This window comes from Janthinobacterium sp. KBS0711, assembly GCF_000988085.1.
In the GTDB taxonomy this organism is placed as follows: domain Bacteria; phylum Pseudomonadota; class Gammaproteobacteria; order Burkholderiales; family Burkholderiaceae_D; genus Janthinobacterium; species Janthinobacterium lividum_E.
On sequence record NZ_LBCO01000020.1, the window covers coordinates 166,274 to 187,312 of the forward strand.

At 65.4% G+C, this 21,039-nt stretch carries 13 protein-coding genes; 7 read left to right on the top strand and 6 right to left on the bottom strand.

The window, feature by feature from the left end; genetic code table 11:
- The first annotated feature begins 147 nt into the window (after positions 1-147).
- The 4 genes from VM94_RS12095 to fdhD all read left to right on the top strand — a co-directional run bounded on the left by VM94_RS12095 (position 148) and on the right by fdhD (position 4,505).
- On the top strand, positions 148-1,230 hold the full coding sequence (locus VM94_RS12095; protein ID WP_035817739.1) for a calcium:proton antiporter: 1,083 nt from the start codon (positions 148-150) through the stop codon (positions 1,228-1,230).
- Positions 1,231-1,393: 163 nt separating this feature from the next.
- Positions 1,394-2,851: a Ppx/GppA phosphatase family protein gene (locus VM94_RS12100; protein WP_046683711.1), complete on the top strand. Its 1,458-nt coding sequence runs from the start codon at positions 1,394-1,396 to the stop codon at positions 2,849-2,851.
- 101 nt (positions 2,852-2,952) lie between these two features.
- Positions 2,953-3,609 carry a hypothetical protein gene (locus tag VM94_RS28715; protein ID WP_185982112.1) on the top strand — a complete coding sequence of 219 codons (657 nt, stop codon included), beginning with the start codon at positions 2,953-2,955 and terminating at the stop codon, positions 3,607-3,609.
- A 77-nt stretch (positions 3,610-3,686) separates the two neighbouring features.
- Positions 3,687-4,505, top strand: a complete 819-nt coding sequence (gene fdhD / locus VM94_RS12110) for a formate dehydrogenase accessory sulfurtransferase FdhD (RefSeq protein WP_046683799.1) — start codon at positions 3,687-3,689, stop codon at positions 4,503-4,505.
- Here the strand turns inward: fdhD and VM94_RS12115 are convergent.
- Positions 4,495-6,804, bottom strand: coding sequence for an FdhF/YdeP family oxidoreductase (locus VM94_RS12115; RefSeq protein WP_046683712.1), 2,310 nt, complete (start codon positions 6,802-6,804; stop codon positions 4,495-4,497). The genes fdhD and VM94_RS12115 overlap by 11 nt on opposite strands.
- A 144-nt stretch (positions 6,805-6,948) precedes the next feature.
- Here VM94_RS12115 and VM94_RS12120 point away from each other — a divergent pair, with 144 nt between their 5' ends.
- On the top strand, positions 6,949-7,710 hold the full coding sequence (locus VM94_RS12120) for a GNAT family N-acetyltransferase (protein WP_046683713.1): 762 nt from the start codon (positions 6,949-6,951) through the stop codon (positions 7,708-7,710).
- On the opposite strand, the gene VM94_RS12125 is transcribed toward VM94_RS12120, so the two are convergent.
- From VM94_RS12125 to VM94_RS12135, 3 genes are all read right to left on the bottom strand, one after another.
- Positions 7,643-13,105, bottom strand: a complete 5,463-nt coding sequence (locus VM94_RS12125; protein WP_046683714.1) for a CHAT domain-containing protein — start codon at positions 13,103-13,105, stop codon at positions 7,643-7,645. The genes VM94_RS12120 and VM94_RS12125 overlap by 68 nt on opposite strands.
- Before the next feature lie 270 nt (positions 13,106-13,375).
- Complete coding sequence (locus VM94_RS12130) at positions 13,376-13,663, bottom strand: hypothetical protein (RefSeq protein ID WP_034757399.1); 288 nt, start codon at positions 13,661-13,663, stop codon at positions 13,376-13,378.
- A gap of 181 nt (positions 13,664-13,844) precedes the next feature.
- Positions 13,845-14,537, bottom strand: coding sequence for an ABC transporter ATP-binding protein (locus VM94_RS12135; protein ID WP_046683715.1), 693 nt, complete (start codon positions 14,535-14,537; stop codon positions 13,845-13,847).
- 323 nt (positions 14,538-14,860) lie between these two features.
- On the opposite strand from VM94_RS12135, the gene egtD reads away from it, so the two are divergent.
- Positions 14,861-15,853 carry an L-histidine N(alpha)-methyltransferase gene (gene egtD, locus VM94_RS12140; protein WP_082127685.1) on the top strand — a complete coding sequence of 331 codons (993 nt, stop codon included), beginning with the start codon at positions 14,861-14,863 and terminating at the stop codon, positions 15,851-15,853.
- Positions 15,854-15,861: 8 nt separating this feature from the next.
- Positions 15,862-17,103 (top strand): ergothioneine biosynthesis protein EgtB, encoded by a 1,242-nt coding sequence (egtB, locus tag VM94_RS12145; protein ID WP_046683716.1) that lies wholly within the window; start codon positions 15,862-15,864, stop codon positions 17,101-17,103.
- Between the two features lie 5 nt (positions 17,104-17,108).
- Here egtB and VM94_RS12150 read toward each other — a convergent pair whose 3' ends face one another.
- Both VM94_RS12150 and leuA read right to left on the bottom strand, forming a co-directional pair.
- Entirely contained in the window at positions 17,109-18,710 is a 1,602-nt protein-coding gene (locus VM94_RS12150) for a methyl-accepting chemotaxis protein (RefSeq protein ID WP_046683717.1), read from the bottom strand.
- 330 nt (positions 18,711-19,040) lie between these two features.
- Positions 19,041-20,747, bottom strand: a complete 1,707-nt coding sequence (leuA, locus tag VM94_RS12155; RefSeq protein WP_046683718.1) for a 2-isopropylmalate synthase — start codon at positions 20,745-20,747, stop codon at positions 19,041-19,043.
- Positions 20,748-21,039 lie beyond the last annotated feature (292 nt).

Here is a 21,039-nt window from a genome sequence, read left to right on the forward strand (position 1 = left end):
GGCGCGGGCGCCGGCACCGGAACATGTGCATTCCCTAACTTTCATTTAAGCTAGGCAAGTTATGCTGTGGCATGCACGCCAGGCTGCCCTGGTTATCCTTTGCTGTCCGCACCGCAGTTCCCCTTTTTTACTCTTGCCAGGCCCATAATGAAAATGCTCAAATCCCTGCCTGTATGGCCGCTTGCCGCCCCGATTGCCGGCTGGCTGTTCCTGTTCGGTTCCACCTTCAATCTCGGCGGCGCCTACCAGATCCTGCTGGTCGCCGGCTTGATCGGCAGCGTGCTGGCCGCCGTGTACCACGCGGAAGTGGTGGCGCACCGCATCGGCGAACCGTACGGCACCCTGGTGCTGGCGCTGGCCGTGACCCTGATCGAGGTGGCGCTGATCGTCTCGCTGATGCTGGCCGGCGGACCGGAAACGACGGGCCTGGCGCGCGACACCGTGTTTGCCGCCATCATGATCATCCTGAACGGCATCGTCGGCATCTGTTTGCTGCTGGGCGCAGGGCGCCACCGCGAGCAGACCTTCGGCCTGCTGGGCGTGAGCGCTTCGCTGGCCACCCTGGCGGCCATCGCCGTTCTGACCCTGGTGCTGCCGAACTACACGTCGAGCGCCGCCGGCCCCTTCTACAATTCCAGCCAGTTGATCTTCATCGCCGTGATCTCGCTGGTCCTGTACGGCACCTTCGTGCTGGTGCAGACGGTGCGCCACCGCGACTACTTCCTGCCCAAGGAAGCCGTCGGCGATGAAGAGGTGCATGCGGCGCCGCCCACGCCAACAGTCGCCTGGGTCAGCGCCGGCGCGCTGCTGGTGTGCCTGGGCGCCGTGGTGCTGCTGGCCAAGTCGCTGGCGCCCGCGCTGGAGACGGCGATTGCCGCCATGGGTGCGCCGAAAACCCTGGTCGGCATCGTCATCGCCGCCATCGTGCTGTTGCCAGAAGGCCTGGCCGCCGTGCGCGCCGCACGTGCCAACCGCCTGCAAACAAGTCTGAACCTGGCGCTCGGCTCCGCGCTGGCCAGCATCGGCCTGACGATACCCGCCGTTGTCGTGGTGTCGCTGGCCACGGGCCTGACGATTACCCTGGGTCTCGATATCAAGTCGACGGTGCTGTTGCTGCTGTCGCTGATGGTGGCCACCCTGTCGCTGGGCACGGGTCGCACCACGGTCATGCAGGGCACGGTGCACCTGGTGATTTTCGCCGTGTATTTGTTTACCACCATCGTGCCGTAAGCTGCCGCACGGCTGCCGTTTTGTCACAATCCTGTCACGCCGCTGTCATACGATGGGGGTAGTGTGGTAGGATTTTTAAATCGTTTAAATGATTTATATAGTTTAGCAACTGAGTTTGCCAACTTTTTCAGTTGGCACAGCAATGACAAGACAAGAGGCCAGTATGTATGCAGCGGTGGACCTGGGGTCCAACAGTTTTCGTTTACACGTCGGCAAGCATGATGGCGACACGATCCGCGTGGTCAAGAGCGTGCGCGATCCGATACGCCTGGCCGCCGGCCTGGACGCCAATGGCGACCTGACCGAGGCGGCCATGCAGGGCGCGCTGGCCTGCCTGCAGCGCTTTCGCGCCATCCTCGCCGGCTTCGAGCTCGATGCCGTGCGCGTCGTGGCCACGTCGGCCATGCGCGTGGCGCGCAACGGCGCCGTCTTCCTGCCGCTGGCCGAGCAAGCCATCGGCCATCCGATCGAGATCATCTCGGGCGAGGAGGAGGGGCGCTTGATCTACATGGGCGTGGCCAATGCCCTGGCCATACCCGGCGAACGCCGGCTGGTGATGGATATCGGGGGCGGCTCGACCGAATTGATACTGGGGCGCGGCAACGATATCGAGAGGGTCGAATCGTTCAGCCTGGGCACCGTCAAGCAAAGCCTGTCGTTCTTCATCGGCGGACGCATTGACGCGCCGTCGTTCGAGGCGGCCATCCTGTCGGCGCGCAGCCATTTCGAGGATGCCGCACCGCCGTACCGCCCGCAGCACTGGAAGACAGCCTACGGCTCTTCCGGCACCATCCGCACCATCGCCGACATCATCGCCCGCAACAAGCTCGGCGACGGCTTGCTCACGAGCGCCAGCCTCGATGCACTGGCGCGCCGCTTCATCGAACTCGGTCACACGAGCCGCATCGACATGCCCGGCTTGCGCCCCGACCGCGCCAGCACCATCGTCGGCGGCCTGGCCATCCTGATCGGCCTGTTCCGCGAACTGGCGATTCCCGCCATGACGCCGATCGAGGCGGGTTTGCGCATGGGCGTGATGTGGGATTTGTACCTGCGTTCGACCAAGCGCGACCGGCGCGAGCAGTCGGTGCAGGGCTGCATGGAAAAATTCCATATCGACCAGCAGCGCGCCGGCCGGGTGGCCGAACAGGCGCTGGCCATGTATGCGCAGCTCAAGCCCACGTCCGACGCCCTGGTGAAGTGCCTGCGCTGGAGCAGCCTGCTGCACGAAGTGGGCCTGGCCGTGTCGCAGACGGGCTACCACAAGCACGCCTCCTACATCGTGGAAAACGCGGACTTGCCCGGTTTTACGACGCGCGAACAGAAGACCATGAGCCGGCTGATCCTGGCGCAGAAGGGCAACTTGCGCAAGATCGGCGAAGTGCTGTCCGACCCCGATTTCGCCAAGGCCGTGCTGGCCCTGCGCCTGTCGATCCTGCTCATGCATGCGCGCATCGAAGCCGATTTCAGCGAACTGCGCCTGCGCATGAAGAACCGCATCGAGCTCGATATCAAGCGCGGCTGGGTGGCGCACCATCCCACCGTGTCGTTCTGGATCGAAAAGGAGCAGGAATTCTGGGACGAGGTGGGGGTCGATTTCACCATCCGCGCCAGCGCGTAACGGGTCATTGGATCATGCCATGCGCATGAATTGATGTGCAGCAAGCAATATTTTTAAAAACAGTATATATTGTTTATATTATTTACTAGATTGGAAAATCCATGAGCAAAACCGTCCCAGTGAAAAAGGCCGACAGCGCGCCCGTATCGATGTTCCCCACCAGCGCCTCGATCAACGCGGCCAAGGCCGCGCCGGCCGCCAAGCCCGCAGCCAAGCCGGTGGCAAAAGCCGCCGTCAAGCCAGTGGCCGCCAAACCGGCCGCAGTCAAGCCTGTCGCCGCCAAGCCGGCAGCAGCGAAACCTGTCGCCGCCAAGCCTGCCGCTGCCAAGGCGCCAGCCGCCAAGCCGGCAGCCAAGGCCGTCGCGGCCAAGCCTGTCGCCAAAGTCGCTGCCAAGCCGGCGGCCAAGGTTGCAGCCAAGCCCGCCGCCAAGCCGGCAGCGAAAGCCGCCGTCAAACCGGTAGCCAAACCAGCCGCCAAGCCTGCGCCAGCGAAAAAAGCGCCGGTCGCCAAGGTCGCCGCCGTCAAGGAAAAAGCCCGCAAGCCGAAACTCGTGCGCGACAGCTTCACCATGCCGGAAGCGGAATACGAAGTCCTGGGCCAGGTGAAAAAAGCCTGCCTGAAGGCCGGTTTCGAAATCAAGAAAAGCGAATTGCTGCGCATCGGCGTGGCGCTGATCAGCCAGATCGACCTGGCCACCCTGCAAAACGTGCTGGCCGGCTTGCCGCAGCTGAAAACGGGCCGTCCGAAGAAGGATTGATGGCGTGGGCAGGGGCCGCCCCCTGCCTGGCTATTCTGGTTTACCATGGGGCCTGTGATAGTTCCCCCATGGTTGCCATGTCAGAAGATACAGAGATCGAACGCGCCGGCTTCGTCGAGCGCGCCATCGTCCGCCACCAGGCGGGCGTTGCTACCCCCGCCATCGACCGCGTCGCCGAGGAAATCCCCGTCGCGCTGGTCTTCAATGGCATTTCCCACGTCGTCATGATGGCCACCCCGCGCGACCTGGAAGCGTTCGCGTATGGCTTCGCGCTGACGGAAGGCGTGGTCGCTTCCGCCGATGCCATCTTCGATTGCGAAGTGTTCCTGCGGGCCGACTCCGCCGAAGTGGCCTTGAGCATCGCCCAGGAGGATTTCGTGCGCCTGAAGGACCGGCGCCGCCAGCTGACGGGCCGCACGGGCTGCGGCGTGTGCGGCATCGACAGCATCGACATGCTCGACTTGCAGCCGGCGCCGCTGCCGCCATCCCTGATCCGCGTCGACCTGCCCGCCGCGCTGGCGCGCGCCTCCGCCGGCTTGCGCGAGCACCAGGCGCTGATGCGGGAAACGGGCGGCGTGCACGCGGCCGCGTGGTGCACGCCCGATGGCGATATCGTGCACGTGTTCGAGGATGTGGGCCGCCACAACGGCCTTGATAAACTGATCGGCCATCTGGCGCTGCACGATATCGACATGCGGCGCGGCTTCGTCTTCCTGTCCAGCCGCGGCAGCTACGAGCTGGCGCGCAAGGCGGCGCGCATGCAGGTCCCCTTGCTGGCGACGATTTCCGCTCCCAGTTCGCTGGCCATTTCCATCGCCACGCAGGCAGGCATGAAGCTGGCGGGTTTCTGCCGCCAGGATGCCTACGTCGATTACACGCCAGCCATCACGCTTTAACTTCACTGCGTTGCAGCAGCACGGGCACGGATTTCGACGTGGGCGTGCCGGCGCCGTCGGCCGTGCTGGCCAGCGGCACCAGCGCGTTCGTCTCCGGGTAATACGCGCCCAGGCAGCCGCGCGGGATGTCGTAGGCGACGAGACGGAAACCGTCGGCGCGGCGCGCCACGCCATCGTCCCAGGCGCCGATCAAGTCCACCAGCTCGCCATCGGCAAAACCCAGCATGGCGATATCGTCCGCATTGGCGAAGACGACCTTGCGCGTGCCGTACACGCCCCGGTAGCGGTCATCCATGCCGTAGATGGTGGTGTTGTACTGGTCGTGCGAGCGGGTGCTCATCAGGACCATCAGGCGCTCGCCGTGGCGCTTTTTCGCGCGGTGCAGCGGCGTATCGAGGTCCAGCGGGGCGACGAGGAAGCTGGCCTTGCCGCTGGCCGTCTTCCACACGCGTTCGCGCGAAGCCACCGTCAGATGAAAGCCGCCCGGCTGCGCCACCCTGGCGTTGTAGTCGTAAAAATCGTCGAATACCTTTTCGATGTCGTCGCGGATGCGCGCATAGTCGGCCGCATACGCGCGCCAGTCGACCAGGCTGCTGCCCACCGTCGCTTCAGCCATGCCGGCCACGATGGCCACTTCCGAGCGCAGCTGCGGCGACGCGGGCGCATTACGGCCGTACGAGATATGCACCATGCTCATCGAGTCTTCCACCGTCACGCCCTGCGCCACGCCATGCTGCAAGTCGATCTCCGTGCGCCCCAGCGTGGGCAGCAGCAGGGCTTCCTTGCCGATGACCAGGTGGCTGCGATTGAGCTTGGTGGCCACCTGCACCGTCAGCGCGCACTGGCGCAGCGCGGTAAAGGTCAGCGGCGTGTCGGGCGTGGCGGCCGCGAAATTGCCGCCCAGCGCAATGAACACTTTTACCTCGCCGCGCTGCATGGCTTCGATGGTGGCCACCACGTCGTGGCCATGCGCGCGTGGCGGCGCAAATCCATACACCTGGCCCAGGCGGTCGAGGAAGGCCGTTGTCGGCTTTTCCTCGATGCCCACCGTGCGGTCGCCCTGTACGTTGGAGTGGCCGCGCACGGGGCATAGCCCGGCGCCCGGCTTGCCGATCTGCCCGCGCAGCATCATCAGATTCGACAGCATGCGGATGGCCGCCACGCTGTGCTTGTGCTGCGTCAGCCCCATGCCCCAGGTGGCGATGATGCGCTGGCCTTTGATGAAGATGTCTGTCAACGCCTCGATCTGCGCGCGCGCCACGCCCGATTCCGTCACGAGCAGTTGCCAATTCTCTGCGCGCAGGTCGTCGCGGAAGGCGTCGAAGCCGCTGCAGTGTTCAAGGATGAAAGCGTGGTCGATGACGGCGGGCCTGCCTGCCGCCTGCGCCGCATCGTCATGCTCGACGATCCTCTTGGCGACGGCCTTGATCAGGGCGAAGTCGCCGCCCAGGGTGGGCTGGACGAACAGGCCGGCCAGGCGCGTGCTGCCCAGGGTTGCCATTTCCAGTGCGCTTTGCGGGTCCATGAAGCGCTGCAAGCCCCGTTCGCGCAGGGGATTGATGGAAACGATGCTGCCGCCGCGGCGCGCGCAGTCGCGCAGCTCGCCCAGCATGCGCGGGTGGTTGGTGGCGGGATTCTGGCCGAAGATGAGGATGGTGTCGGCCAGTTCGAAGTCGGCCAGGGTCACCGTTCCCTTGCCGATGCCCACGGTGGCCGGCAAGCCGCGGCTGGTGGCCTCGTGGCACATGTTGGAGCAGTCGGGGAAGTTATTGGTGCCGTACAGGCGCGCCATCAGCTGGTACAAAAAGGCGGCCTCGTTGCTGGCGCGCCCCGACGTGTAGAAGGCGGCCTGGTTCGGATCGGGCAGGGCGCGCAGGTGGCGGCCCACGAGGGCATAGGCGTCGTCCCAGGAAATCGGCACGTAGCGGTCGCTGGCGGCGTCGTACACCATCGGTTCCGTCAGTCGCCCATGCTGTTCGAGCGCGTAGTCCGATTGCTCCAGCAGCTGCGTGACGGTATGGCTGGCGAACAGCTGCGGGCCGGCGCGGCGGCTGGTCGCTTCGGCGGCGACGGCCTTGGCGCCGTTTTCGCAAAAGGCGAAGGTGGAAGCGTGGTTGCGGTCGGGCCAGGCGCAGCCGGGGCAATCGAAACCGTCCGGCTGGTTTTGCGCCAGCAGCGCCTTCAGATTCTCGGGCGCGACCCGTTCCTGGCGCAGGCTGATGGCCACGTGTTTCAAGGCGTCCCAGCCGGCGGCAGGCTTGGTGTAGGGCGTGATGTGCGGTGCGTCCTGGTCTTTCATGGGCTCTTTCGGCTGGGCGAGTGTGGTAATTATGCACGATCCCCGAATGACATTGACTTGCGTCACGGAAATGACATTCGGCTGTCATTTTCCTGACATATTAGGCAAGTACGCTGGAGTCGTCTTGATCACAGGGATGAAACCATGCAAAACATAATCGCATCAAACGAAGCCAAGGCCCGCCCGGTCCAACTGGTGCTGAGCCAGGCCACGACAGCGGCGGAATTGCGCGAAGTGCAGCGTTTGCGTTACAAGGTGTTTATCGAGACCATGGGTCTGACGTCGCTGGCCAACGCCGATGGCCTCGACAGCGATGAATTCGATGCGCACTGCGATCACCTGATCGTGCGCGATGCCGACACCCTGAAAGTGGTGGGCACCTACCGCGTGCTGAGCGCGGCCAAGGCCGCCAAGATAGGCCGGCTGTATTCGGAAAACGAGTTCGACCTGAGCCGCCTGAAGAACCTGCGCGGACGCATGGTCGAAGCGGGCCGCGCCTGCATCCACCCGAAATACCGGGGCGGCAGTGTGATCATGCTGCTGTGGTCGGGCCTGGCCGAGTACATGCGCCGCGAGCGCTGCGACTACCTGGTCGGCTGCGCCAGCATCAGCCTGGCCGATGGCGGCCATAACGCCGTCGCCGTGTACCAGGCGCTGGCCGAAAAGCACATGGCCCCGAGCGAGTACCGCGTCACGCCGCACCTGCCTTTCCCCATCCACCAGGTGGAAGCGGCGCACAAGCCGCAAGTGCCGCCGCTGATCAAGGGCTATCTGCGTTCGGGCGCCTGGATTTGCGGCGAACCGGCATGGGATCCTGATTTCGAAAGCGCCGACATGTTCATGATGATGCCGCTGGCGAATCTGGACGAGCGCTATGCGCGCCATTATGGCGTGGTGCCTGGCTGATCGCGGGAAGTGACGCCTGCAGCTGGCCGGCCAGCGCCTGCACGGCGCTGCGCAAGCCGGTGTCCGGGCTGTCGGATGGCAGCAGTTCGAGCAGGAAGCGCAGCGGTGCCGTGATCGTTTCGGGTTCGCCGATGCTGCCGTGGCGCCGCACGGCGTCTTGATACAGGGCCAGGAAAGCGGCGCGCGCGGGCGTGTCGAAGGGCTGGCCGTCCGGCGCCTGCCACAGGGCCGCCAGCAGGGCGGCGCGCACGGGGGCGCCGGCGTCGATGGCGCGGTGTTCGTCCGCGTGGCGCTGGCGCGCATAGGCGATGGCGTCGTGCAGCAAGTCGCCCAGCTGTGGATCGAGCGCGCGCCACGCGCCGCCGTCGCCATGGGCTTTCAGCAGCAGGGCGCCCGCCAACACCTGGAAAATCAGGTCGCAGTCGGCCACGCCGCTGCGCCGCCGCGCTTCTTCCAGCGCGGCCAGGCAGGCATCCGTCATGGCGCGCAGGGCCGGCGCGCCGGAGCTTCCTTCGCGGCAGGCCAGGCGCGCCTGCAAGGCCCAGTAGCGTCCCAGCAGGGCCAGGCGCTGGGCCGTGGGCGCCAGCGCCACCAGCAGGTCGATATGCCGTTTCCCATCCTGCAGCAACTGGCGTCCCTGCGCCATATCGGGCACGGCCGGCACCTCGATGCCGGCGCCCGCATCGAGGCCGCACAGGGCCGCGCCCTGGCGTATTTCCAGTTCCGCCCAGTGCGCCAGCGCGCGCAAGCCCACCTTGCCGTCGGCCGCGCTGTGGGCCGCCCGGTAGTGTTCGATGGCGCGCAAGGTGTTTTCCAGTCCCCCCAGACCGGCGCGCGTGGCGGCCATGTTTTCGCGGATGTCGGCGCAGCCGAAGAAGCGCGCGCGCACGGCTTCCTCGATGCTGGCCAGCTTTTCCTCGATGGCCGCGCGGCGCGCAGGATCGGCGCCGGCCAGGCGCGCGTGCAGGGTTTCCAGATCGGCCAGCAAATGGCCGTGGTAATGGTAATCGGGCGCTTGCCAGGGCCGGCTCTGGGTGTTCGGAAAGCGGTAGCGGTCGTCGCCGTACGCCTGGTAGGCGCCCCAGGTGTTCGAGGTGGGGAACTGCAGATACGCCGCCTCGCGCGCCAGGCGCACGGCGTCGCCGAAGTATTCGCCGCTCAGCATGGCGTGATAAAAGCTGTGCGCGAAGATGCTGGCCGCCTGGTCGTCGATGCGCCAGCCAGCCGCGATCACGGCCTGCGAGCCCATTTCAATGAAGGCCGTGGCCAGGCTGGCGGCCAGTTTCGACCATGGCGCGATGGCGTCGGGGCGCATGTCGCCCAGGTGGCAGCAATTGATGAAGACGAATTGCGGCACGCGCTTCAATTTACCCACCTGCGCCGCCGTCAGCCGCGTCTTCGGTCCCAGCACCAGGCCCGTATGGGCGATGCCGGGACCGGCCACTTCGCCATGGCCGGCCAGGTGGATGGCGAAATAGCGTTCGTCGAACAGGTGCACCAGCACGCGCTGGGCCTGCGGGCGCAGCAGCTCGCGCACCTGGTAGCCGTACGCGCCGAACATGCGCGCCACGTCCTGCGCCTCGGCCTGCGCGGCGGGCAGCTCGGGCAGGCCGGAATCGGTGTCGCCGATCACCAGCACGCTGTTGCTGGGCGGGCTGACGGCTGGCGGCTGCTCGCGCAGGCTGGCCAGCTGGCGCACCATGCCGATGCGCGTCGACAGGGGGCTTTCCTCGCTGCCCGCCTCGTCGCGCATCAGCTCCCACGGATAGATGGCGGCGCTCTGGTCGACAGCCAGGATCAGGCCGCGCATCTCGGGAATGGCCGCCTTCAGGCCATTGGGCAGCATCAGTTCGTACAGGGCGCGCGACAGGCCCGGCTGGTCGGTGGTGTTGTCGGTGGCGTCCATGATCAGGCCATCGACGGCTTGCCGCTGGTTCGGCTCCTCGTCGACGCTGTTGTGGGCGCGGTCCGTCAGCACGGTGAAGCGCAGGGCGCCGGAGAGATCGGCGGCGACGATCTGCACGCGGCGCCAGCCATTGTCGCCGCTCAGGCTGGGCAGGATGCGCCGGTAGCCGCCGGGGCTGTGGCGGATGCGCCGCTCGAACGTGAAGCTGCGCTGGTAGCGCGCTTCGGCCATGATCTGTTCGATGGCCACGGCGGCGGCGATGGCGCGCGCCTCGGACTGTTCGTAGATGGCGATGTGGCCGATGCGGCACGCCATGCCCGCGTCTTCCAGACGCCGGTTGGCGCTGCGCGCGCCGTCGATCAGGGCCCGCGCGCACAGGGCGATGCTCAAGCCGCCATAGCCGGAACCGGACAGCAGGCTGGCCACGCGCAAGCCGTGTTCGCCCATCGGCGGCGCGGCCACGTGGCCGGCGGCGCGCACCTGCAGGCAGACGCACGCGTATTCGAGCAGGCCGCCGGCAAAGGCGCGCGCCAGTTCACCCGGCGTCAGCTCGCCCAGCGCGCCCAGGCCGATGACGATGGCGCCGCCGGGCCGGCGCGCCGCGTCGGGCTGCAGCACCACGAGGGCGGAGTCGGGGCGTTGCGGAAAGCGTCCCAGCGCGTGGATTTCCTGCAGCTTGCCCGCCAGCAGGCGGTCGAGAAAACTCATGCTGCCGCGCAGCGATTCGGACGCGTAGCAGCCGCTCATGACGGGCGCGTCGGCCGAGGCCATGCTGCCGTGGATGACGGAGAGGCTCAGCTGCGGCGCGCGGCTTTCCGGCGCGCTGGCGGGGCCGGCGGCGCCGATGGCCGCGTCGAGCAGTTCCTGCGGCTGCGGGTACAGCGGCGTGGCATCAGGCACATACGGATGGAAGCGGGGCGGGGCGCCGCCAGGCGCGTGCGGCGGGTGGCGGGGCAGGGCTGCGGCCTGGCCGCTGTCGAGCAGTTGCGCGATGGCCGGGTAGTATTCTTTTTGCAATAACAGGTCGCCATGCGCCACGGGCAGGTAGCAGGCCGTCACGCCGTCCGGCACCGCGCCTTGCCATGCCGTGCGGCCATCGCCGTCCGGCGACCAGGCCGTTTCGATGCCGCCGTCGCGCAGGCGCAGCGCCACGGGCGTGGCGGCGCAGCCGGCCAGATAGCTGCAAAGGCGGGCGTCGAGCGGGGCCGCTTCCAGCAAGGCCACGGTGGCGCGCGCCGCGGCCAGCGCCTGGACCTCGGGTGCCTGCCAGCCGCCGGGCAGGCCCGCTTGCGCGTCGCCGGCGGCCAGCCGCGCCCAGGCCTCGGGGTCGAAATAATCGATGCCGCCCGCCTGCGGCCACGGCAGCATGTCCAGCACGCCGGGAAAGGCGCGCACGAAGCCGAGAAACTGGCGCCGCGTGTGCTTCCAGCTGATCCAGCACGCCAGCATCTGCACCAGCCGGTCGCGTCCCAGCAGCACTTGCACCATCGCCTGCGTGCCGCGGTTGGCCGTGCCCACCTGCAGCAATCGGCTGCCGGGCAGGGCGCCGAAGCGCTGCCAGCGGTCTTTCAGGGCCAGGCGCGCCACCAGCCCGCCCATGCCGTGGGCGACGATGCGCAGCGGCTGTCCGCGCTGTTCCGCGTCGCGCATGGCGTCGTCGAGCACGGGCAGGAAGGCGCGGCACGACTCCTGCAGCGACAATCGCCAGTCATAGGTAAAGGGCCGCACTTCCTGGCTTTGCGCGAGAAAGCGGGCAAACGGTTCATAGCACGATTCGATCCAGCCGGCGCTGACGATGTGCGGCTGGCCCACGGCCAGGCGTTCGATGCGCCCTTCAACGAGGTTGACTGGGTCGAACCAGATGCGGTTGCTGCCCACTTGCAGGTGGCTGCCCATGATGTCGGGCAGCAGCAGCACGATGGGCGCGTGCGCGCGCCGTTTCGGCACTTCGCCGCCGCGCGCCAGGGGGCCCTGCTCGATGCCGGGCAGCGGCTGGTAAGCTGTCTCGTCGCCCGTGAGCGCCTGCACGGCGGCCTGGCTCGAGGGCGCGCGCTCGAAGTAGTTCAGGTGGTGCGTGTGCGGCCCGCGCAGCAGCAGTTGCCGCACCGGCGTGCTGCGCGTGGCGCCGCCGGCCATCGAGGCGCAATTGACCACCAGGTCGTTCTGTCCGCCGTACAGCTGGTCGTCGAGGCAGTCGCCCAGCCAGCCCAGCAAGCCATCGCCGCTGCAGGCGCCAGCCAGCACGTGCAGCGGACTGGCCACGCGCACGTCGGGCGCGTTGAGCAGGGCCACCAGGGGCGAGTCGGGCATCATCGCTTCCAGGCCCGGCAGGATGCGCGCGTCGCAGCGCTGCTGCACCACGGCCAGCAGGAAGGCCATGGCGCCGTCGGGAACGCCGTCGTGCAGTAGCAGGTTGAGCATCACGCTGGCCCAGCGGTCGAGCCGGCCCGACATCAGGGTGGTGCCACGCGCCGGGCAGGCCACGCGCACGAAGCGGGCGATGCGGATGGCGCGCGTCTTCAGTTCCACGCTCAATTCGCGCAGGCGCGCCGCATCCGCGTCATAGCCGCCGCGCCCGCCCAGCCGCGCCTGGGCCGTGAAGTGGTCGATATCGTGGCTGTTGAATGCTTCGCCGCCCACCGTGTTTTCGCTCAACCGCTCCAGACCGTCGCCAGCCAGGTCGACGGCGCCGCGGCTGTCGATGCGCTGCGCGCGCGCCAGCAATTCGCCCACCAGGCCGCCGCGCGAATGGCTCAGGAGGTGCAGCACGGCGCCGTGCGGCAACTGGCGCACGAGGGCCAGCGCATTCTCGATGGGGCTGTCGCTGAGGCTGCGGTGCTCATAGCCGTAGATGCGGTTGCCGTACCGCGCCGCCAGTTGCGGCGCCAGGCCGTTGCGCCACAGGCCGCCAAAGCTGCGCTGGGTCGACGAGGCCGTGCCGTGCAACAGCAGCAGCACCGGCTCCGGCCCGGCGGGCAGGCTGGCGACAGCCGTCATGCTGCCCGCCTCGATGCCGCAGCGGTACAGGCCCAGGCGCTGCTCCAGCTGGCGGTCCTGGAAGGCGCCCGCCGCCGCCAGCGCCGTCATGGCGGCGGCGCCGCAGCGGTACACGCGCACGGCGCGCAGCATCCAGGCGCCCAGGCCGTCGCGGCTGGCGCCGGGCGGCTGGCGCGCCGCCTGCGGACGCAGGGCCAGTCCCACTTCGATGCTGGCGGGCGCGCCGTCGCGCGCCACCGTGGCCGGCCCCAGGTAGCGTGGCAGGTCCAGGCTGCCAGCCAGCAGCGAACTGCCGTCGCACAGCAGCAGTTGCACGACGTCGGCCGGGCCGATATCGAGCACGGTACGGCAGCTGCCGATGCCGCGCGCACTGGACAGCACGTGGGTCTCGGCATGCCAGCCGGGCGCGGCGGGGCAGTCGCCGGCGCTGGCGAGGGGATCGCGCGTGAGCGTCAGGCGCAGCACGGGCGGCGCAAGGGGATCGCTGGACATGCGGTTGGGATCGCTGTTTAAAAGCTGACCTTGATGCCTGCGCGGACTATGCGTGTTGTGTCAGATCAAGTATGCGTGGAAATGCAGGGGAGAAGCTGGAGGGGGCGTGCCGGAGCGGGAGGGCAGAGAAACGGTCAGCATGGTTTGGGCTGGGTCTCTTCGCTATCGTGCTCGGATGTTGTGCGGTGAGCGAACTACGCGAATTGTATGGCAAAAGTTCATGGCGCCGGGAACCTGGGTGCCTGGCATGGCATTACAACAGCGGGTGGTTCAATGGACTGGCGTGGCGGACAGTTCCTTCAGTTCGCGGATGGTGATGTCCGATTTTTCATGCATGCGCAATAAAATCGTTGCACCGACCGATAGTTTGCCGTGCCGAATCTTGCTGATGATGGGAGGCTGAACTTCCAGGACACGGCACAGTTCCGCATCATTTTTCAAGTTCAGCTTCTCGATCAAGGTATCGAGCAGCTTGTTGGGCACAAAACTCGATGGTTCGAGCGCACGCGCCCGGTTCATCGCTTCAATCATTTCCAGCTTCTTTTGCCGAACGTTCATTTACTCCTCCTTCAGGTTATGCAAGGGACGAGACCACTTTATATGGTCCCGGCTATAGTTCGTCATCGCAGTACGGCTGTCCGGGTGACGTAGTACAACATTCGCGTTACAACATTGATAACCAGGCAAGTGTTTTAAATAATACTACGATAACAAAACTTGTGACAGATGGTCAGTTAAATTAACTGATTGTTTGATTAATTTGGTTGACGATTGTTGTATTTTGTAATCCGCTTTTCGTCAGAATCATGGTCCGGTCCGCCATTTCGGCGGCGGCCAGCGAATGCGTGACCATGATCGCGCAACTGCCGTTGGCCTTGATTTCGGCGCGCAGCAATTGCAGGATGCTGTGTGCCGTGTCCGGGTCGAGGTTGCCGGTGGGCTCGTCGGCCAGCACCAGCGCCGGCTTGTGCACGAGGGCGCGGGCGATGGCCACGCGCTGCATTTCGCCGCCCGACAATTGCTGCGGAAAGTCGCCGCCGCGTCCGCCCAGGCCGACCGCCTCGAGCATGCTGGCGGCACGCTCCTGGGGCAGTCCGTTGAGCAGCAGCGGCAGGGCCACGTTTTGCAGCAGGGTCAGGTGCGGCAAAACGTGGAAGGCCTGGAAAATAAAGCCCATGCGGGCGCGACGCAGCCGGGTCGCGGCGGCGTCATCGAGGCTGGACATGGCAATGCCGTCCACCAGGATAGGGTGCGCTTCGGCACCCGCATCGGGCGTATCGAGGCCGGCGATCAGGTTCAGCAAGGTCGACTTGCCCACGCCCGAGTCACCCATGATGGCGATGAATTCCCCTGCCTTGAAGCGACAGGAAATGTTGGCCAGCACGGGACGGGCATTGGCATAGGACTTCGACAGATGGCGCAATTCGAGCATGGTTGATCTTGATTAATAACGGCTATCGTAAAGGGAGGCACGCGGGGGAGAGGGGGGCCTGGGAACTGCAAAGGGGCGCGGATTGTTTGGCCGGCAATGTGTAGTATACGACAGGCTTATGCTTTTTGCTTGGCAATACCAATTTTGTGCGTACGCTGCCGGTTTGACCTTAAGTTACCTGCCGCACGGCTGGCTTGCGCGGATTCCGTTATGATGGAAAAAAGTCATCGGCAAGGCGCCCGTGAACCGCTACGGCAGGGGCGGCGCGCCCGGTGGCTGACCGTGCAAGCCCTTCGTGAACCCAACATTGACGACGCCAGCCCATGACCATGCCACTTGCGCAACAGCAGTCCAATTTGTATCCCACCAACAACGCAGGAGCGGCCAGCGCCACTCCTGCCACGATAGCAGAGATCAGCAGCGGCCTGCTGGCGCGCGATGCCTGGACATCGCCCAAATACCTGTACGACGCGCTGGGCTCGAAACTGTTCGAAGCCATCTGCGCCTTGCCCGAGTACTATCCGACGCGCACGGAAGCGGCCATCTTCGCCCGCCACGGCGCCGAGATCGCCCACGCCGTGGGGCCGGGCAGTACCCTGATCGACCTGGGCGCGGGCAATTGCGCCAAGGCCGCCAGCCTGTTCCCCCTGCTGCATCCGGCCCAGTACGTGGCCGTGGATATTTCCTATGATTTCCTCAGCGAATCGCTGAGCCGGCTGCAGCAGCGCTTTCCGCACATCGAGATGACGGGCCTGGGCCTGGATTTTTCCAGCCGCCTGGACTTGCCCGACAGCGTGCGCGACGCGCGGCGATTGTTCTTCTATCCGGGCTCGTCGATCGGCAATTTTGCGCCCGAGCAAGCGACCGCCTTTTTGCGCCGCCTGCGGGCGAATGCGGACGGCGACGGCGGCCTGCTGATCGGCGTCGACCTGATCAAGGATGACGCCATCCTCGACGCCGCCTATGACGATGCGCTGGGCGTGACGGCCGCCTTCAACCTGAACATGCTGCGCCACGTGAACGGCTTGATCGGTGCCGACTTCGACGTGCGTGCCTGGCAGCACCACGGTTTTTTCAACGCCGACGAGCGCCGTGTCGAAATGCACCTGGAGGCGCGCAGCGAGCAGTTTGTTCATTGGAAAGGCGGCCAGCGGCGTTTCGCGAAAGGCGAGCGCATTCATACAGAAGACAGCTACAAATACACGCGCGCCACCTTCGTCGGCTTGCTGGAGCAGGCGGGGTTTTCCACCGTGCAAGTCTGGACGGACCCGCAGCAGTGGTTTGCGGTGATTTACGCCCGTGTAATTAGAGACTAAAGGCAATAATGCTGATCGATCATTACAACAAGGTGCGCCAGCATTCGCTGCTGCTGGCCGAGCCGCTGTCCGACGAGGATTGCGGCGCCCAGTCGATGCCGGACGCCAGTCCCGTGAAATGGCATCTGGCGCATACCACCTGGTTTTTCGAAACGTTTATCCTGGAAAGCATGGAAGCGGCGTTCGCGCCATTCCACCCGGCCTTCCGCGTGCTGTTCAATTCCTATTACAACGGCGTGGGCGAGAAGCATCCGCGCGCGCAGCGGGGCTTGCTGACGCGTCCCGGCATGGCCCAGGTGCGCGCTTACCGGGCCAACGTCGATGCACGCATCGCGCGCCTGCTGGCGGGCGAACTGGCGCGCGACGAGCGCGAACGGCTGACCATGCTGCTGGCGCTGGGCCTAGAACACGAGCAGCAGCACCAGGAATTGCTGTTGACGGACGTCAAGCACCTGCTGGCGCAGAGCGCCCTGTTTCCCGCTTACCTCGATAACGTGGACGGCGCGTCGCTGCCAGCGCGGCAAGCGGCGCAGCCCACGGCCTGGCTCGCCTTCGACGGCGGCCTGGCGCAGATCGGCCATGCGGGCGACGGCTTTTGTTTCGACAATGAATTGCCGCGCCACCCGCAATACGTGGCGCCGTTCGAACTGGCCAGCGCGCTGGTGACGAATGGCGAATTTCTCGCCTTCATCGAGGCGGGCGGCTACCGCACGGCGCATTTGTGGCTGGCCGAAGGCTGGGACTGGGTACGCACGCAGCAGCTCGAGTGTCCGCTGTACTGGCAGCGCGACGAGGCCGGACACTGGCAGGAATTCACCTTGTTCGGCTTGCGCCCGCTCGACCTGCAGGCGCCGGCCACGCATCTGTCCCTGTTCGAGGCGGACGCCTATGCGCACTGGGCCGGCGCGCGGCTGCCGACGGAAGCGGAATGGGAGCTGGCGGCGCAAGGCGTCGCGCTGCAAGTGGGCCAGCTGCATCCGGCCGCTGGCGCGCCAGGAGCGGGCTTGCGGCAAATGTTCGGCCACTGCTGGCAGTGGACCAGCAGCAGCTACGCGCCGTATCCCGGCTACCGCACGGCGCCGGGGGCGCTCGGTGAATACAACGGCAAGTTCATGCTGAACCAGTATGTGCTGCGCGGCTCGTCGTGCGCCACGCCGGCCGGCCATGCGCGCGCCAGCTACCGCAATTTCTTCCCGGCCGGCGCGCGCTGGCAATTTTCCGGCATCCGCCTGGCGCGCCAGGTGGAATAAGCAACTTAGTGCAAGCGCTGGACGGAAGGGGCAGGGCGGGTCGGCGCCGTGGTGCCAGCGTTCTGTTCCAGCTTGAACTGGCTGACGAGGGTTTCCAGTTCGCCCGCCTGTTCATGCATGGCAGCCGCCGCCGCGGCCGCTTCTTCGACGAGGGCCGCGTTTTGCTGCGTCGTCTGGTCCATCTGCATGATGGCGGCATTGATCTGCTCGATGCCTTCGCTCTGCTCGTGGTTGGCGACGCTGATTTCACCGACGATGGCGCTGACCCGGCCCACGCTGGCCACCACTTCATCCATCGTGGCGCCCGCCTGGCTGACAAGCTGGGCGCCCTGGCCCACGCGGCTGACGGAGTCGGCGATCAGTTCCTTGATTTCCCTCGCTGCGCCAGCGGATCTTTGGGCCAGGTTGCGCACTTCGGATGCCACGACCGCAAAGCCGCGTCCCTGTTCGCCGGCACGCGCCGCCTCGACTGCCGCATTCAGGGCCAGGATATTCGTCTGGAAGGCGATGCCGTCGATGACGGCGATGATGTCGACGATCTTGCGCGACGACGCATTGATGGCGTCCATGGTGCCGACCACTTCCGCCATGGCCGAGCCGCCGCGCTGCGCGATTTCCGATGCCGAGCGGGCCAGGGTATCGGCCTGGCGGGCATTGTCGCTGTTGCTGCGCACGGTGCCCGTCAGTTCGATCATCGACGAGGCCGTCTCTTCCAGCGCGCTGGCTTGCGCTTCCGTGCGGGCCGACAGGTCGGCATTGCCGCTGGCTATCTGGCTCGACGCCACGGCAATCGTGCCCGTGCCGCCGCGCACTTGCCCCACCAGGGTGGCCAGGTTGGTATTCATGTCGCGCAGCGCCTGCAGCAGCTGGCCCGCTTCATCCTTGCCGTCGGCCACGATCTTGCTGCTCAGGTCGCCTGCGGCCACGGCTTGCGCCACGCGCAGGGCGTACGCGATCGGCGTGGTGATCGAGCGCGTGACCCGCCAAGCAAAGAACATGCCCAGTAGCAGGGCGGCCGTGCCCAGGCTGGCCATCAGCACATTGGCTGCGGAAATATTCTGCTGGATTTGCTGGCCGCCATGCACGACGACGCCGCGCTGGATTTCATTCAGGCGGTTCACCGTCTTTTGCAACTGGTTCAGGGCGGGCAGGGTATCGTCGCGCACGTGCTTGGCCGCTTCCGCGCGCTGTCCCGCCACCAGCAGTTTGTCGGCCTGGCTGAACGAGACGACATAGGCCTTGCGCTGCTGCTTCAGCGTGGCAAGCAGTTCCTTGCCTTCAGGCAGCACGATCAGGCGGTCGAGGATGGCCAGCGCATCGGTGATGGTGGCCTTGTTGGCGTCGATTTCGCCGTGGATGGCGTTGGCGCGTGCCGGATCTTCATGGATGAACAATTCCAGCACCAGTGCCGCGTTCGAACGCGTCGTGCTGCGGATGGTGGCGATGGCGTCGGCCTTGGCCCAGTCTTTCTCGATGATGGCTTCGCTGAGCGCGCCGATCTTGTCCAGCCGGAAAAGGCCCGTGCCCACCAGTACTGCCATCAGCAGCAGCACCACGCCAAAACCGGCGCCCAGGCGCACGCCTATCTTCATATCCGTCAATTTCATTTTTATTCCCTCGGTAGCGAAAGTAATCCTCAGGAAATTATTGGCAATTTATAGCGAACAGAAACAGATGTGATGCTAGGCGCGCTCTGCGACGCAGTGCAAGCACTGCTAGCGGAGGGCAGCAAAGCAGCACGCTGTTTATGGAAGCTAGAAATGACAAGAATTTATTGGGGGTTACTTTTAGATCTGTCTCCGGTGGTCTTGTTATGAAACGATTATACGGTCGGCAATACCTGATTTGCACTACTAATTGCCCAATAGAAATGAAAAAGCGGCACGGCGATCAAGCCGTACCGCTTTTTCTCCCTATGACGGATACCCGAGCCGTGTTCAGGCGGCGCTGGCAGCCACGTCGGTCGCTGTTGTTTTTTCGGCGTCCGTCTGCTTGATGCGGCGGTTCACGGCCGACAAGACGGCCTTGAACGAAGCGGTGACGATATTGCTGTCGATGGCGGCGCCGAACAGGGTCGGGCCGTTGTCGAGGCGCAATTCCACATAGCAAGCCGCTTGCGCGTTGGCGCCGGAGCCGATCGAGTGCTCATGGTAATCCATCAGCTTGATGTCGAGACCGAGCGCATTGACGAAAGCATCGATGGGACCGTTGCCGCCGCCTTGCAGGGCCAGCGGCGTCTGGCGGTGCGACAGGCTGATGTCGATTTGCACGGATTCGTCGCTGCTCGTGTCTTCCACCATGCGGTGCGAGGCGTAGGCGTACGGCGCCGTCTGCTCCAGGTATTCCTGCTGGAAGATTTCATGGATATCCTGCGCGGCGATCTCGCGGCCCGTGGCGTCGGCCACGGCTTGCACGGCGCGCGAGAATTCGATCTGCAGGCGGCGCGGCAAGACCAGGCCGTATTCCTGTTCCAGCAAGTAGGCCATGCCGCCCTTGCCGGACTGGCTGTTGACGCGGATCACGGCGTCGTAGCTGCGGCCCAGGTCGGCCGGGTCGATCGGCAAGTACGGCACTTCCCAGATGCTGTCCGGTTGTTGCTTGGCGAAACCTTTCTTGATCGCATCCTGGTGCGAGCCGGAGAAGGCCGTAAATACCAAGTCGCCCGCATACGGGTGGCGCGGGTGGACGGGCAACTGGTTGCACTCTTCGACGCACTTGCGCACGCTGTCGATGTCGGAGAAATCCAGGCCCGGGTGCACGCCTTGCGTGTACAGGTTCATCGCCAAAGTGACGAGGTCGACGTTGCCGGTGCGCTCGCCATTGCCGAACAAACAGCCTTCCACGCGGTCGGCGCCCGCCATGACGGCCAGTTCGGCCGAGGCGACGGCCGTGCCGCGGTCGTTATGCGGGTGCACGCTGATGATGATGGAATCGCGGCGCGCCAGCTTGCGCGACATCCATTCGATCTGGTCCGCATATACGTTCGGCGTGCTGCATTCCACGGTCGATGGCAGGTTGATGATCATCTTGTTGGCCGGGGTCGGCTTCCAGATGGCGCTGACGGCGTCGCAGATATGCTTGGAAAAATCGAGTTCCGTCGTCGAGAACGATTCCGGCGTGTATTCAAAGCCCCATTCCGTTTGCGGATGCTGGGCCACCAGCTGTTTGACGAGGGTGGTGCCGGTGGTGGCGATATTCGTGATTTCTTCGCGCGACATGCCGAACACGACCTTGCGGAACACGGGCGCCACGGAGTTGTACAGGTGGACGATGGCGCGCTTTGCGCCGACAACGGATTCCACCGTGCGGCGGATCAGCTCTTCACGCGACTGTGTCAGCACGATGATGGTGACGTCGTCCGGGATGCGGCCTTCATCGACGAGCTTGCGCACGAAATCGAAATCCGTCTGCGATGCCGATGGGAAGCCCACTTCGATTTCCTTCAGGCCGATGGCGATCAGCATTTCGAAGAACCGCAGCTTCTTTTCCGCGCTCATCGGCTCGATCAGCGACTGGTTGCCGTCGCGCAAATCGGTGCTCATCCAGATAGGCGGTTTGCTGATGATCTGGTTCGGCCATTGACGGTCGGTCAATTTGACGGGAGGAAAGGCGCGGTATTTGGAAGCTGGGTTTTGCAACATCATGATCGGGTACTCCTGAAGATAGGGGGAAATCAATGGTTGTGGCGCAAGCTTGCCGGGCGGCCACGAGACACTAGGCCAGGCAAGCGATCGGTAGCGGTAGCAGAGGTGCCGCGATGCCAGCGGAGGCGGTCGCAGTGGGGATTACGTGTACGAATGGGGATGGTGCAAACATCATCAAACCTTCCAGGGTTTTTGAAACACGCCGGCGTGTGGCCAGGCGAAGCAATGCGGCAAACTTATGCGCGTGCTAGGTGTAGTCGCGATAGCGACAGCAGGGAAGGGGATGGATGTT

Excerpts from the sequence above, each read along its gene's own strand:
- VM94_RS28715 (WP_185982112.1), top strand. The coding sequence starts at position 2,953 with ATGAGCAAAACCGTCCCAGTGAAAAAGGCCGACAGCGCGCCCGTATCG.
- VM94_RS12120 (WP_046683713.1), top strand. The coding sequence starts at position 6,949 with ATGCAAAACATAATCGCATCAAACGAAGCCAAGGCCCGCCCGGTCCAA.
- egtB (WP_046683716.1), top strand. The coding sequence starts at position 15,862 with ATGCTGATCGATCATTACAACAAGGTGCGCCAGCATTCGCTGCTGCTG.
- VM94_RS12095 (WP_035817739.1), top strand. The coding sequence starts at position 148 with ATGAAAATGCTCAAATCCCTGCCTGTATGGCCGCTTGCCGCCCCGATT.
- egtD (WP_082127685.1), top strand. The coding sequence starts at position 14,861 with ATGACCATGCCACTTGCGCAACAGCAGTCCAATTTGTATCCCACCAAC.
- VM94_RS12130 (WP_034757399.1), bottom strand. The coding sequence starts at position 13,663 with ATGAACGTTCGGCAAAAGAAGCTGGAAATGATTGAAGCGATGAACCGG.
- VM94_RS12150 (WP_046683717.1), bottom strand. The coding sequence starts at position 18,710 with ATGAAATTGACGGATATGAAGATAGGCGTGCGCCTGGGCGCCGGTTTT.
- VM94_RS12115 (WP_046683712.1), bottom strand. The coding sequence starts at position 6,804 with ATGAAAGACCAGGACGCACCGCACATCACGCCCTACACCAAGCCTGCC.
- VM94_RS12135 (WP_046683715.1), bottom strand. The coding sequence starts at position 14,537 with ATGCTCGAATTGCGCCATCTGTCGAAGTCCTATGCCAATGCCCGTCCC.
- fdhD (WP_046683799.1), top strand. The coding sequence starts at position 3,687 with ATGTCAGAAGATACAGAGATCGAACGCGCCGGCTTCGTCGAGCGCGCC.
- VM94_RS12100 (WP_046683711.1), top strand. The coding sequence starts at position 1,394 with ATGTATGCAGCGGTGGACCTGGGGTCCAACAGTTTTCGTTTACACGTC.
- VM94_RS12125 (WP_046683714.1), bottom strand. The coding sequence starts at position 13,105 with ATGTCCAGCGATCCCCTTGCGCCGCCCGTGCTGCGCCTGACGCTCACG.
- leuA (WP_046683718.1), bottom strand. The coding sequence starts at position 20,747 with ATGATGTTGCAAAACCCAGCTTCCAAATACCGCGCCTTTCCTCCCGTC.